The following is a 14,490-nucleotide window of genomic DNA, read 5'->3' on the forward strand; positions in this document are numbered from 1 at the left end:
AAGCTCGATCGTCACCCGTGCTGCTCTTCTTGCGCGATCGGAGATCAGTGGTGGCTTGCGCCTCGACGACCTCCACCGGAACTAGCTGCGGCACGGACGGCCGCAGAGCTCCCTGCGCCACCAGAAAAGCTGGCTCACATGAAGGCTCGCCGATCGTGCGACCTCCGAAACACTGGCCCCAGGCTCGAACGTTGCAGCGACCAGCCGCAAACAGCTGTGCGAGGACATTGCGCACCGTTTCCCATCTTATCTTTGGCTTGCGTTGAGGTCGATGGCTTGGATTTTCCGGTGACGGAAGTAGGCGTCGAAGACACCATCGGTTTCGGTTGGTCGACGCCCTTGCCGACAAAAGCCTTGCAGATCTTGACGGCATGCCCAAACAGCGAGGTTGTGCCTTTCTGCTGGATTCTGCGGTCCTGGTCGCCGGGCGCCTATTCGAACGGCTGGACGGCATCGGCTAAGTCGCGCGCCGAACCCTTCGAGCGGCACAGCGTGTAGCGCGACAATCTGGGAGACAAGCCGCATTGCCTCGTCGAAAATGTTCCTGAATGTTCAACCGTTGCCTCACATAAGTTGCTCCCTACCGAGGGGTAAGAGCAGGGGCGACTATGGGACGGCTGAGCATGGCGACAAGGAAAGAACTGACGACGGCGGTTTCAGAGCGCTATCGTGCTTCGACGCGAGCGGAGAAGGCGAGAATTTTGGATGAGTTCGTCGTCGTCACGGGCTTCCACCGCAAGCACGCGATGCGGCTGCTACGACGCGGTGAGGGGCCGTTTGCAGGCCGGCGAGCGCGGCCGCGGATTTATGATGAAGCGGAACGCAATGCGCTCATATTGCTCTGGGAGGCGTCCGACCGCGTCTGCGGCAAGCGCGGCTGAAGGCGTTGCTTCCCATCCTTATCGAGGCGATGGAACGGCACGGTCATTTTGACCTAGCGCCCGAAATCCGGGGCAAATTGCTGGCGATGAGCGCGGCCACGATCGACAGGACGCTGGGACCGATTCGAGAAGGCTTGGGACGCCCCCGACGACGGTCTGCAGCGCATGCCCTGCGACGGAGCATTCCCATTAGAACGTCGGCGGATTGGGACGATCCAGGCTTCGTTGAGGCGGACCTCGTGGCCCATAGCGGCCCTTCGGCTCGCGGCAGCTTCATCCAAACCCTCGTGCTCACCGACATCGCGACCGGCTGGACGGAATGTGCGCCGCTGCTGGTTCGCGAACAGACGCTGTTGAGCACGGTGCTCACAGAATTGCGCAAGCAACTGCCCTTCGCGCTTCTCGGCCTGGATACGGACAACGACACCGTCTTCATGAACGAGACGTTGAAGGCCTATTGCGCCGCCGCCAACATCGTCTTCACGCGCTGCCGCCCCTACCGCAAGAATGACCTGGCCTTTGTCGAGCAGAAGAATGGCGCCGTGGTGCGTAGGATGGTCGGATATCGTCGGTTCGAGGGGCTGGAGGCCGCCACGCTGCTAGCGAAGCTCTAACGGTCAGCGCGGCTGTTCGTGAACTTCTTTCAGCCATCGTTCAAGTTGATCGCGAAGCAGCGCGACGGCGCGCGTGTGCGCAAGACGTATAGTCCGCCAGCTACGCCGCATCAGCGTCTGGGTGCCCACGCTCGCACCTCAGATGCAGTTCGCTTCCGTCTGCAGGAGATCTACGCCGGGCTCGATCCTGTCCTGCTATTGCGCGTTATCCGTGCCGTGCAGGAGCGACTCGCTGCGCTTGCCGATACTCCGCGGGCCATGCGCCCTGACGGAACAGCTCAGCCAATCGACCTTTTCCTGGCGAGTTTGCGGACTGCTTGGGAGGACGAAGCTATCCGGCCGACGGATCGCCCGATTGTGAAAGCCAAAAGGGGGCGGCGGCGTCCTGACCCCCTCGTCAAGGCGACTGCGGACTTACGAAATTGGTTCGAAGCCGAACCATGGCGAACCGGCAGCGAACTTCTGTCACGACTGCAGGCCGAGTATCCCGGCGATTACCCGGACAAACTGCTTCGAACGCTTCAGCGCCGGCTGAAGGTCTGGCGCAGCGAACAGGCGGACGCGTTGCTGTTTGGCCCCTTGAACAAGGAGCCGCCGATCCTGGAGATCGCAGGGCCACACTGAGGCGCCGTGGCGCTCGCTAAGGAGGCCGGGCGCCGCGAAACCCCGGCCATCTCGCGCCCGGCCTCCCTTAGCCCCAAGCCGGAGCAAAATGGATGAGGCAACGCTCGAATCTCGGGGAACATCGTTACGTGAGGCAATACGCGCTCTCACGTTGATTGCCGCGCCGCAACAGCGTCCGCAATGGCCTGGTGCGGCCTCTCGGCGCTGTACAACACGACTGACAGAATGCCCACGGATCGCGGAGCAGGAGCCTTTTTACCCGTGGCATCCGTGGGCCGGGAGCCTGGCCCATATTCATGAGATAGTCGAGAAGGCTGGAGCGCACAACGTATCAGTTCGATCTGTTCTCCAATCCGCACGATGTCGAGACGCCGCGGACGCCGCAAAGCTTGAGCCGAGGCCGGGCGGAGTGGTAAGGGTTCGCAGCGCCCGGACTCGGCTTGGAAGGACAATGACACCAAGGACCAAAAGATCATCCGCGCCAAGGTAGGGCTGCTGAAGCTGGCCAAACAACTCGGCAATGTGATCCAGGCCCTGCAAGATGATGAGCTATTCGCGCACAGCTTCTACCGCTTCAAGGAGCTTTACGAGACCGGCCGCGAACTGCGCTGCAGGAACTGACGCGCCGGAAGCCGCTGTTGGACAAAGACCATTAGAGAATGGCCGTGGGGCACGACCCAACCCCGCGTCAAGCAACTGCGCCAATCGTCAACTTGCAAAGGTCCGTAATGTCGTAGATTGGGAGCTTGTGCTACGGCGCAGAGCACCACTGACAAGCGGAAAGCCGGTACACTCAAAGAGAAGCGCTCCGATCTCGGGTGCTCAGCGCGGAGCCGAGTGATGCAAGCCGCGACCTCCCGCCCGATCTGATCGAGAATGGTTTGAACATACGGATGTGCGACCGCGTTGCACACATATCGCTGTCTTCCATCCCGCCCACAACGACTCTTGCTTGATGTGCAGGATTGTCAATACCGAACAAGCCTTGACTGCAGTGTTTTGAGTCAGCCGTTATCACCGCGAGTTTTTGCGCAGGGGCTAGCTGACGCTGCAATGCCGGAATAATGAGCAGGCTCGACATAGCCACCAGTACCACCGCCACTCGCCGCCTGATGCCTGATCAAACAACCCCAGTCAGAAGTAATCATGCCAGCGCCTCGTTCGACCAATCTCTGAGCAGCCGCCACACAAGCGCCCTCAATTGATGGGTCACCGCGGATGACCGCCTCCGCCAATGCGCCCTCCACCACCATCTCGGTAACAATTGGTCGGTCGAAGGTCGCCGGATTCAGAGGGGAGTTTTCCCGAGGAGCAAAGGATGGGCCATGTAAGGGAAGCCCTTCATCAAGCTCAAAAAACCCGAGGGGAGTCCGTCCTTGCAACGTCATGGATCAGACTCCCCTCGGCTATTTGACGAATAGCTTGCGCGGAATCATCGTCAAGGGCTCATGGCCTTCTTCGGACACAGCAAAGCTTTGGGTGATTGTGACCCCTGCATAGTCGAGCCATAGGCCGGTCATCATATGAAACACCATTCCAGGCTGCAGGACTGTTTCGTCACCCCGGCGCAGAGCGGCCGTGCGTTCGCCCGACGCAGGAGGAAATCCGATTCCAATAGGGTAGCCAATTCGCGCTTCTTTTTCGATCCCGTGACGGGAAAGTGCCTCATGAACCGCGCCGAACACTTCTGAACAGGTCCGGCCAGGACGGACGCGTTCGATGCCAATATTCAAGGCTTCAACCTGGATATCCGCTAGATTCTGAAATGCGTCGGAAGGTCTGCCCGCAACGATTGTGCGAGCAAGGTTCACTTGATAGCGGTGCCGGTTTCCGCAAAGTTCGAGATTGACGACCGTGGACTCTTTTAAAGGCTCATCGGTCCAGGCAGCATGGGGGGCAATCGACCGCTCGCCGATGCAAAGATCTGGAGGAGTAGAAGGATAGCCGCCCCCGCAGTCGGCGGTTCCCGACACACTGTATTGATAGGCAGCCGCAGCGACATCGCATCCGCGCACACCCAATTCAACCATGTCAATCACACGCTGCATTGCAGCATCGGCAATTTGGCCAGCTTGACGCATTATCGCAAGTTCAGCCGGGCTTTTGACGAGTCTAATCCACCCCACTAGCAGGTCGGCATCGATAAACTTGGCGAGCGGGAGCGCTCGGACAAGATCGGCGTGAGCTCGGGCAGAATAGTAATATCCGCCCATCTCTACGCCGATGCGTGCCTTTTCCCCGCCAACTTCCTCAATAATATTGGCCACGACATCGTAGGCAGACAGGACGGGCGAATGAACATGTGTCTCGGGATAGGCTCTAATGCTGTCATCGCCAAGGTAGGTGGTCATTACCGCCGACACCCGGTCCATCATCCGACCGACCCAAATCGGTTCTTCGTGGCTGAGCGCCACAATCACGATTTGCGGAGTATAAAAAGAATAGGCGTTGTATCCAGTAAGATAATTCTGGTTAGGAGGTTCTGACAAAAGCAGAACCTCAATCTCCCTCTTTGCCATCTCCTGCTTGACCGCTGCCAGGCGAGCCTGAAACTCGGCAACCTCGAAATACAGTTCTTTTGTCATGTCGATCTTCCGTAACAGGGCATCAAAAAAGCGGTTCGGCAGATTTTGGCTGGAACAGCTGCACTACAGGTGCGTTACAGCGTTGCCTCCGTCGCGAATGCGTTTTTAGACGCTCTAGTTCATTGGGATTTGTTCAGAGTGCGGTTCAAATAATTGTTTAAGGCTGGGGGTCACCGCCATGACCTGCAGCCAGAGACCCTAGAACCTCAGCAATTGCAAACGCAGGGGCCATCGAATGAATGAATGATGGACTGCTGGTCGAAACAACGATGGTTTTGTCTGCAATCAGTGCCAAGGGGGCGACTTCGCTGTCGGTTATAGCAATAACTGAGACTCCCCTAGATTTCGTGAACTCTGCTAATTCAATTGTCGCCCTAGTGTACGGGTGGACACTCGCGACAAGTAGGACATCATCCTTACAAGCCCTGCCGATGGCGTCGCTCCCGGTGCCTGCAATCGCATCAAGAAGCACCGATTTCTCACCGACAAGCCCGAGAATATGTTCTAACCTCCAGGCAACAGCGTGACTGGAGCGCAATCCAAGACAGTAAATCCTGCGGGCCTTGACCAGTGATGCTGCTGCCGTTGTTACTCGGTCGATAGATCGAGCCTCCGCAAGCTGTGCAATCTGCCTTGCGACTGAATAGAGCGTTTTTGCAGCAAGCGCGTGGTCGCCCTTCAGCTTCTTCTTTGTAATTCCAGCAAACCCAGGACCTGCATCGCGCAAGGCTTGAGCGTACATGTAGCGGACATAGTCGTATCCTCGCAGGCCAAGATGCTTGGCAAGACGCGTCATTGTTGCAGGTTGTACGCCGGCCTGCCTTGCCTGTCTACGCATCGAAAGAAGAGCGACATCACGTGGCCGGTCGAGCACGAACCGCGCAGCGTTTTGCAGTTGCTCCGACATGCCGCCGAAGGCATCGAGGATTGTCTGCCTCAGCGGTCCCTGGTCCATGGCCATGTTACTTTGATTCCGTTGCAACTCTTTGAATTACGTGCACGCCTCCGATGGACGCAATTCAGGAGGCGAGGTCCCGCGCGAAGGGGCTAGATCGCAGCCCCTGCCGCTTTCCCGTCTTGCGAACCATTCGCTGCCTCTCAATGGAGCGATCGCTGTTTGGAGGGTCTTTAAGCCAGCATTCGCGCGTGACCGGGTAGTTTCTTTGCACGGATGTGGGCAGCTTGCGACCGAGCGCCCGTATTCCGGCGCTCGCGGTCCAACGTGACGCCAGAGGGTGGAATCGCGCATGCCATGCCGCCACCGCTGTTCGCCCGTCGCTGCCCCATCAATTGCGTTCCGGTCGGCACGCAGAATCCCCCGGGGCGAGCGGGTCACCTCCGCCTGAACGGCGCTGCCAAGGAAAGGCAAGGCCTTTGTGCTCCACTCACTCTGTTTGGCAATCAGCATGCGCTTCCGATCTCATCCTTCAGGCAAGTCGTCCAGCCAGCAGGCGCCCTCGAGGTGCGGCCGGGAGAATATCTTCCCAATCTTTCCCGGATTCTTGTTTTGATGATATCGCATATACACACGGTTATCGGCCGCAAGGTCGAGGATCTCGATCTTCCCTGTGTAATGGGACATTATGTATTTGAACGTCTTTTGGATGCCGCTGAGACGTTGGTTGATGCCGTGCGCAATCTCTATTCCGCGGCGCAGCGGAACCTGAAAATGCGATGCGCCTTTCACCGGCCTGGCTTGAAAGAGATAATACGGGCGTACACCCATTTGGTGACACTTGGCGAAGGTTGTCGCTAAAATCTTGGAATCATCGTTGACATTCGCGAGAAGAACGGACTGATTGAGGAACTGCACGCCCTGAGCCCGCAAGGAGAGAATATTGCGCTCCGCATCGACCGAGATTTCACCGATGTGATCGAAATGTGTGACGATCACTGCCGCCTTACCCGCTTCATGTATCCGTTGGAACAAAACCGGCAAAGCGGGATCCTCGAAGCGCTTGGGCTGATACGCGACTATTTTTGTACCAAAGCGAATGGAATCCAAATGGGTGATCGGCAGCAGATGATCTACAATCCTGTCGAGTTCGGCGGTGCTCAGTACGAACGGGTCGCCTCCCGACAGCAGCACGTTCGTTATCTCAGGATGCCCATCAATATATCGAGCAATTCTCTCAAAATCAGGTGCGACTTCATCGGAGTCTTTGCCGACAATGCGTTTGCGAAAGCAAAAGCGGCAGTATGACGCGCAACGGTCCGTGACCAGCATCAACCCTGTTTGGGGATATTTGTGCTGAAGCCCGGGCACGACCGTGTTGTCGTGCTCGCCGCTCGTATCCAGATTGCCGGCAATCTGGAATTCTTTGAAGGACGGCTCCACAATGTACTTAAGTTGGTCGTAGTAAATGTTGGCGATCTGCTCCCGATAGAATTTTGTGACGAGATGACGCGTGATGCTGTTGGCTTGCAGCGAATCTTCGGTAACGACGCGCGTCCCCTCTATGAAATTCATAACCGCAGAGCGGGGCCGCGGGTCCGAGTTGGTGAGCGGCCGTTGAGGCGAGCGCATCCGCGGCGCCGCCGACGTCGCCCCGGCGTTCAGCTGGCGATAACTTGGGCCCTGGTCCTCGGCGACCGCAATCGCCTCCGGATCCGCCTGCAACTCAAACAGCTCGTGGATGAAGCGGTCCTGCGGATAGGCCGCTTCGGCCGACTTGGGCTCCACCAGAGGATGACTACGTCCCTCCGCGGACTGGAAAGGCGCCGACCAGGCCCGCTGCTCGGGGTCAGCCACCATCTGGCTGAGTACCTGCTGCAAAAGCCCCGCAAACCGCTCGACCGTGCTTCGCTCAAAAAGCGACGTCGCGTAGATCAACCTCCCATGAATGGTCTCGCCGACCTCAGCGAGATCAAGCGCGAGGTCATGTTGCGCGACGCGATCACCAACCCCCACGTGCTCAAGTTCGAGCCGCGGCAGATCCGCCGACTCCACGCCATTGTTTTGCAATGAAAGCATGACGTGGACGATCGGCGTGTGCGCCACGGGGAGGTTACCGAGTTCCACCACTCGCTCAAACGGCAGGTCTTGGTTCGCCTGTGCCCCAAGCGCAGCGACATTCACCCGCTCCAGCAATGTCGCCAGCGTCGGACCGCCCGACAGATCGATTCGCAGCGCCAGGATATTGACGAATAGGCCAATCAGCCCCTCGATCTCGGAGCGCATGCGGTTGGCGCTGGGTGTGCCGATCACCAGCTCGTCCTGACCCGACAACCGCGCCAGCACGAGCGCCCAGCCCGCCAGCAGAGTCACGAACAGCGTCGTTCCATGACGTCGGCTCATCGTCTTGAGCTGCGTGGTCAGCGGCTCGTGCAGCACGAATTCGACGTAACTGCCGCTGTAGTTCTGCTGAGCCGGACGCGGCCGATCCGTCGGCAGTTTCAGCACGGCTGGCGCGCCCGCCAGCGTGCGAAGCCAGTATTTCGACTGACGCTCGAACACCTCGCCGGCCAGGAAACGGCGCTGCCAAAGGGCGTAGTCCGCGTACTGCACCGGCAACGGCGCCAGCCGATCCGCACGGCCCTCCCGGGCTGCGGCGTAAAGCTCGCTGAGCTCGTGTGTTAGGATCTTCCGCGACCAGTCGTCCGAGACCATGTGGTGCATGGTGATCAGCAGCACATGATTGTCGATCGCCAAGCGCACCAATCGTCCGCGGATCATCGGCCCGGCTTCCAGGTCGAACGCCGTCTCCGCTTCATGGCGCATCAGATCCGCGAGCGTCGCCTCCACATCCGCTGCAGCCGTTAGATCGTCTCGCTTCAGCGGCAGGCCGACGCGCACCGGCCCGATCCGCTGGAACGGCTCGCCGTTCTCCACCCCGAAGGTGGTGCGAAGCACCTCGTGACGGGTCAACAACCCGTTCAACGCTCGCTGCAGGGCCGCCTCGTCCAGCTCGCCGCGAAACCGAAGCCCCATCTGGATGTGGCAGGCCTCGCTGCCGCCCGACACGCGCCAAAGGCGCCAAAGCCGCTGTTGGGGGAATGACAGCGGCACCCGGGGGGGACGGAGCAGAGCTTCGATTGGCGGGACCGCACTCGATAGTGCAGCGTCTATCGCATTGATTTGGATCGTTCGAGCGAGCTTCATGTAGACCCCTGGGCCGGAGTGCGAGACAGCTGTGGCCATAACAGTGCCTCACCTTGTCCCATGCAATCGACGTGCCACCGATGTTGTTGCTGCCAGGAGCGGCAAAATAATCCGTTTCGTGCCGGAACGGCGGAATACTTGCGCCTCATGTGTCAGGTTCCAAGCAAACACGTCTTCAACCGGACACAGCTGAACACAGCAACAAGGACGTCGAGTGACGACGGTCGCCTGCCGAGATGGTGAATGCAGGGGCTCCGTGGGCGGGCCTCCCGCACAGGCCGCTCGAGCGCGACGGGCTCCAAAAACATGGCGATGACGGCACGTAGGCGGGCGGAGCGCCCATGGCAAACAAACAGCGCGCTGTTTTTTTCGAGCAGGCGTGCCACCAAACAGGTCATTTTCAAACCAGACGAACATATTGTGGGAGGCGGATCTGGTTGCAGGCGAGATAGCCGCCAAGCATGGCGATTTGCAGCAGGTAAGCGGCCACCGTGGGCCCTTAGAGGCTCCGGTCGCATTCGGGACGCTGTGCTCCGGTCGGCCATAGGGCGCAAGCGCGCGCTCGTGCCGCACTGCGGTAGCCAAGTTGTGTAACGGATCCTTCAAATAACTTTACAGGATCTTTGCGACCGCAAATGGCTGCCAATGATACCTTCACCGCAAGGTCTAGGTCAGGCACGAATAAAAGCCGACAGCTGTTTACGATCAGACCGATGCATAGCAGGCAAGGGAAGGTCGTCGCCAATGGCAAGAAGAGCGCTCATTCTGATTGAAGGTCATAGGGGTATTGGTCTGAGATACGTTCAAGCGACCCAGACTCTTGGTCTCGAGCCAATTACCCTGTCGGCTGATCCAGCACGCTACGACTATCTTGCGGCGGAAAAGCTTGAGGCAATCCGCGTTGATACAGCCAATCTCGATGCGCTGATCCGCGAATGTTCCCGACTACGCATGACCTACGACATCGCTGGCATTACTGGCCTTTCGGACCTCAGCGAGTCAGTCTATGCGACAGTTGGCGAGCTCTGCCGGTACTTCAATCTACCGGGACCGAACCCCGCATCGATCGAACAATGTTGCGACAAATTCACCCAACGTCAGCTCCTTGCGGAAGCCGGTGTTCCAGTACCTGCCTATCGCCTGGCAGCGAATGCATTGGAGGTTGAAAGTTCTGCCGCGGAGATCGGCCTGCCGGTGATTGTGAAGCCAGCTGCAGGCAGCGGTAGCAGCGGTGTCCGCTTGTGCCGCAACATCGATGAGTTGGCCAAACATACGACCCATCTGTTGGGCGAGAAGCACCTAAGGCTTTCGCCGAGGATACTGGTCGAAGAATTCGCACAAGGCCCATTCTATAGTGCTGACACAATGGGAAATGAAGTCGTTGGGATTGAGGGCGCTGACTTCGATCGCCCACCGCACTTCGTCTTTCGTGAATGCATCTTTCCTGCCTTGCTAGCTGACGACGAGTACAAACATATCGCCGATGTTTCGCTGAGATGCTTGCTAGCTCTCGGCCTCGGCTGGGGGCCAACGAACATTGAGTTCCGGTGGACGAAGCGTGGCCCAGTCGTCATTGAGGTCAATCCGCGCCTTCCGGGTGGGGTTAATCCTAAGCTGTTTCGGCTGGCTTACGGTGTCGATCTCATCAACGAGCACATCAAGCTTGTCATCGGCGAGGAGTGGGACTTGCGCAAAAGACATTCGCACTATGCGGCAGCGCGCTTCCTAAATCCTGATCGCGACGGCATCCTTAATTGGATCAATGGCGCCACTCGCGCGGCTGCCATACCAGGTGTCGCCGAAGTCAAAATTTATGCTGAACCGAAAACGTCAATCGTTAGGCGAGGCGACTCCCGTGACACCATCGGCCATGTAATCGCCGCCTCAGGAAGCAAAGCTGAGACAGAGGCGATACTGCGGCGTGCCGTCGACCTAATCGCTTGGTCGATTACACCCTTTCCGACACTTGGCGAACAGAGACAATCCGCGGCCCGCAACGTCCTCGCACCAAGTATGATCGTCGGCAAAGATTAGTGCAATCGGCAGCACGAAAGAGACTCAGATCGATGATGCGACCTGGGGCTGGCCGGGAGGAAACAACGAAGCCGCCCTCAGATCTCACATTTGGAATTCTGCCTCCAAAACATAAGACGAACCTACTTTAGGTGATCAGGGGCATGTCGGAGCCAGTTCATGTGACGCTGCATTTCCTTTACCGGTCCAACCTCACCGACAGTCGCTGCATTTGCCCTTTGTATGGCTCGCCCTACACTGCGCGTCCGAGAGTTTCTTGGGCGGGCCGAGCCGATCCGATCCTTATCACAGTAGGACAAACGGTCTCACTCTCGGCCGCCGATCTGACGGCTAGCCCCCCTGCAGGAACCGCCGCTGAGCGATGGCGAACGTGATGGCGCGGCCGCCAACACCGCCCCCTCTGACGCATGATAGTGGCACAGAAGCGAACCGACGTACTCAGAACGCGTACAGGGTCAAAGTGATCGATACCTCAACTGACATTACTTTTTCAAAAGTAAACGGAAACAATTTCAATGTTCCGAAAAGCACATCTACATTTAAAACTGTAGAACTTTGTACATTGGAGGAACGTGATAGAGATTCGGCGAGGCGATCACGGCGCAAAGAGCCCGGCAGCTTTGGGCCTCGGTGCCAGCGACAACCATCCAGCACAAAAATGGCAGCGGAGAAGAGGCTATGGAACGCCCCCGGATGACTGAACTCTCTCAAAGGCGCTCAACCAACGTCCGACCAACGTTGCATTTGCCTGAGGCTACCGGGGAGGCGTTTGCGGTCGAGTTCGGCCGATTTCTGGACCGTACCGATGGAGTTGCTCAATCCGAGCGGTTGTTCGACCTGTTGTCTGCTTTCGCTCTGAATTTCGATTGCCGGTGGGTCGCTTATGGCTCAATTTCATCCAGCCAAAGAGATTTAAGGTTGGTCCGATACGATCCGGCCGTTTTGCTGAACTTTTCTGGGGAATGGCAGGAGCGCTATTTCGAAATGGGTTACGATAGGACAGACTCGATCGTCAAGACTTATCGAACGCGAGCAGAGGCCTTACGATGGAGCGAGGTGTACAACGACGTAAACACGTCGGAGGACGAACGGCGCGTTTTCGACGATGCTGCGAGGTTCGGCTTAAGGTCAGGCATTAGCATTCCGTTGCACGGCCCCGATCGCAGCTTTGCGATCATGAGCTTCGCTCAAGCCTGGAACGGCGAACTCCAAAACAGAACAATCACCTATTTGCAATTTGCGGCGTTACATTTCCATCTCAAACTCACGAAGTTCGCTAATTCGAGTGAAGAGAGCGAACCTTACCTTTCTCCAAGAGAAAAAGAGTGTATCTTATGGATAGCCAGAGGCAAGTCCTCCTGGGAAATAGGACAGATTTTGGGAATATCCGTTGACACTGTTAATTTTCACGTCAAGAACGTATTGCGAAAAACGGATACTTCGAACAGGACAGCGGCCGCTGTAAAGGTCCTTAACTTAGGAATTATAGAATTTTGAGAAGCCGCGTTCGTAGAAACTGTGTTGACGTCATAACGCGCTGTCACACAGAGAGATCGCTGCCACTGGAAGCTTGATTAAAGGGCTCGGTTCCCGTGTGTCCGGAAGCATAGTGAGAAAGGACATGGACGGCGGCGTCAGGATCTCCGGGCCGTCCGATTGAAAACACCGGTAGCGATCTCAAACTCGAATTCATGGCGCACGAATTCTCAAGGCGTCAGCAATTGCAGGAAGGAAACCAGTCCTCAGGCGACATTCCACTTTGATTCAGTTCTTCACCGCCCTAAGATCGAGGAGTTTTACGAATAGCTGCTAACTTGCGGCATTTCTCCACGTAAATCCATTCTTACGTAGCCCTTGACGTGCTCCCTGAATTGTCCTCGCTTTGAGGTTAGCCTGTTCCCCCGGATGAGGAGACAGGCAATGAAGCGATCGAGATTTTTCGACGAACAGATCATCGGCATTTTGAAGGAGCACCAGGCGGGGCTCTCGGCGACGGAGCTGTGCCGCAAATACGGTGTGAGCGACGCACCTTTTACAAGTGGCCCTCGAAGTATGGTGGCATGGATGTGTCGGAGGCGAAGCGGCTGAAGAGCCTCGAGGAGGAGAACAGGAAGCTGAAGCGTCTGCTGGCCGATGCCATGCTCGATGTCTCGACCTTGCGCGAGATGCTCGGAAAAAACTTCTGACGCCTGGGTGGTCGAGGAGGACCGCCGTGACCTGGGCGATCGAGAACAAGGGCTATTCGCAGCGTCGCGCCTGTGGGCTCGTCGGCATGGAGCCGCGGGTTTACCGCTATCGTTCGAGCCGGCCCGATGACCTTGGCCTGCGCAGGCGGCTGTGGGAACTGGCCGCCGAACGCCGGCGCTTCGGTTATCGCCGGCTGCACCTCCTACTGAAGCGCGAAGGTGTGGCGGTAAACTGGAAGAAGCTCTACCGGCTCTATCGCGAAGAACGGCTGACGGTGCGCAAGCGCGGCGGCCGTAAACGTGCGCTCCGCACGAGAGCGCCAATGGCAATCCCGCAGGAATGCAAACCAGCGCTGGAGCCTCGACTTCGTCTCCGACACGCTGACCGATGGCCGCCGCTTCCGAATCCTGTGCGTTATCGACGACTTCAGCCGGGAGTGTCTGGCCACGGTCGTCGACAACTCGATCTCGGGCGAACGTGTCGCCCGCGAACTCGACACCATCGCTGAGTATGGTGGCTATCCCTGCATGATTGAGGGTGGAAGCTGTGTGGTTTCGGCGGGGCCTGCTGCCCCGGCGGTCATGGTCCTGTCGGTAGCAGATTGCTGGCGATCGCCCGGAACAGACTTGCCTCGGGACAGGCGGCGGCGAAGGCCAGGCGGATGCGCGAGACGGTTTCGATGACGCGGGCGCCGAGCTTGAGCAGCCTGAGCCGCAGCGTAGCGAACTCGGCGTTGCGCAGATGATGGGTCGTGGGCACCGCCTCGCGCAGGGTGAGCATCAACCAGTATGCGGCGGTGTGCAGGACAAGACGGACCTGGTTGGCAATCGGTGAGCGGCAAGAGGTGCGGTCGGAGGCGAGCTGGCTCTTGTGCATCTTGATCAGGTTTTCGGCCTGGCCGCGGGCGCAGTAGATCACGTCGTAGATGTGCTCGGCGGAGCCTTTGTCGAGATTGGTAACGACGAAGCGGATGTCGAGGCCGAGGGTGGTTGCCTCGATGCGAGCGCAGGTGCGGCGTTCGGCCTTCCAGGACTTCGCCTTGTAGCGGGTCTCGGCATAGCCGCGCAGCACAGACTTGCGCTCGAGCGCGCGGCGGGTGCGGATGTCGTCGGCGCTCTCGTCGACGAGCCGCTGCAGAACCTTGTTGCCGGGTAGGCCGAAGAGGTAGTCGATCGCATTGTTCTCGCACCAGGCCATGACTTGCGCCCGGCCGTATTGGCTGTCGCCACGGATCAGGATGCGGGTGGTCGGCCAGCGGGCGCGGATGCGGCGCACGAGACGGCGCAGATGGCCGCGGATCTCCTTGCCCGTCGGGGTCTTGCCAGGACGCAGGGGAAAAGACAGCGGCAGCAACGTGTCGTCGGTCATGGCGGGTGTGGCTCGCGAGATGCGGTGGAAGGGTTGGCCTAAGCAACCGAATCCTACGCCAAATCAACCGCTTAAGCTACATCCGCCAGCCTCAA

Annotated in this window: 7 protein-coding genes and 5 pseudogenes; 5 read left to right on the top strand and 7 right to left on the bottom strand. The window is 58.4% G+C overall.

Annotated features, from left to right (window positions below; all coding sequences use genetic code 11):
* Nucleotides 1-81: 81 nt before the first annotated feature.
* The gene (locus EB231_RS35800; RefSeq protein ID WP_172352439.1) at nt 82-228 is read right to left on the bottom strand and encodes a transposase; all 147 of its coding nucleotides are present in this window, start codon (nt 226-228) and stop codon (nt 82-84) included.
* A gap of 380 nt (nt 229-608) precedes the next feature.
* Here EB231_RS35800 and EB231_RS32765 point away from each other — a divergent pair.
* Together EB231_RS32765 and EB231_RS32770 are read left to right on the top strand one after the other, a co-directional pair.
* Nucleotides 609-2,119 (top strand): annotated as a pseudogene (locus tag EB231_RS32765) (ISNCY family transposase).
* Nucleotides 2,120-2,590: 471 nt separating this feature from the next.
* A pseudogene (locus tag EB231_RS32770) lies at nt 2,591-2,760 on the top strand (helix-turn-helix domain-containing protein); the annotation flags it as partial.
* A 363-nt stretch (nt 2,761-3,123) separates the two neighbouring features.
* Here EB231_RS32770 and EB231_RS35405 read toward each other — a convergent pair.
* The 5 genes and pseudogenes from EB231_RS35405 to EB231_RS35810 form a co-directional block, all read right to left on the bottom strand.
* Entirely contained in the window at nt 3,124-3,507 is a 384-nt protein-coding gene (locus EB231_RS35405) for a hypothetical protein (RefSeq protein ID WP_246740824.1), read from the bottom strand.
* Nucleotides 3,508-3,525: 18 nt separating this feature from the next.
* Nucleotides 3,526-4,704, bottom strand: a complete 1,179-nt coding sequence (locus EB231_RS32780) for a M24 family metallopeptidase (protein WP_172352440.1) — start codon at nt 4,702-4,704, stop codon at nt 3,526-3,528.
* A 157-nt stretch (nt 4,705-4,861) separates the two neighbouring features.
* On the bottom strand, nt 4,862-5,659 hold the full coding sequence (locus tag EB231_RS32785) for a MurR/RpiR family transcriptional regulator (RefSeq protein ID WP_172353127.1): 798 nt from the start codon (nt 5,657-5,659) through the stop codon (nt 4,862-4,864).
* Between the two features lie 465 nt (nt 5,660-6,124).
* The gene (locus EB231_RS35805) at nt 6,125-7,174 is read right to left on the bottom strand and encodes a KamA family radical SAM protein (protein ID WP_445299336.1); all 1,050 of its coding nucleotides are present in this window, start codon (nt 7,172-7,174) and stop codon (nt 6,125-6,127) included.
* Nucleotides 7,175-7,495: 321 nt separating this feature from the next.
* Nucleotides 7,496-8,845: pseudogene (locus tag EB231_RS35810) on the bottom strand (condensation domain-containing protein); the annotation flags it as partial.
* Between the two features lie 705 nt (nt 8,846-9,550).
* Between EB231_RS35810 and EB231_RS32795 the strand changes: the two are divergent.
* From EB231_RS32795 to EB231_RS32805, 3 genes and pseudogenes are all read left to right on the top strand, one after another.
* A complete protein-coding gene (locus EB231_RS32795; RefSeq protein WP_172352442.1) occupies nt 9,551-10,840 on the top strand; it encodes an ATP-grasp domain-containing protein in 1,290 nt (429 codons plus the stop codon).
* 693 nt (nt 10,841-11,533) lie between these two features.
* Nucleotides 11,534-12,337, top strand: coding sequence for a helix-turn-helix transcriptional regulator (locus EB231_RS32800; RefSeq protein ID WP_246740826.1), 804 nt, complete (start codon nt 11,534-11,536; stop codon nt 12,335-12,337).
* 423 nt (nt 12,338-12,760) lie between these two features.
* Nucleotides 12,761-13,560: pseudogene (locus EB231_RS32805) on the top strand (IS3 family transposase); the annotation flags it as partial.
* Nucleotides 13,561-13,606: 46 nt separating this feature from the next.
* Here the strand turns inward: EB231_RS32805 and EB231_RS32810 are convergent.
* Nucleotides 13,607-14,374, bottom strand: a pseudogene (locus tag EB231_RS32810) (IS1380 family transposase); the annotation flags it as partial.
* Nucleotides 14,375-14,490: the final 116 nt, after the last annotated feature.

Origin of the sequence: Mesorhizobium sp. NZP2298 (assembly GCF_013170825.1) — a bacterium.
GTDB lineage: Bacteria > Pseudomonadota > Alphaproteobacteria > Rhizobiales > Rhizobiaceae > Mesorhizobium.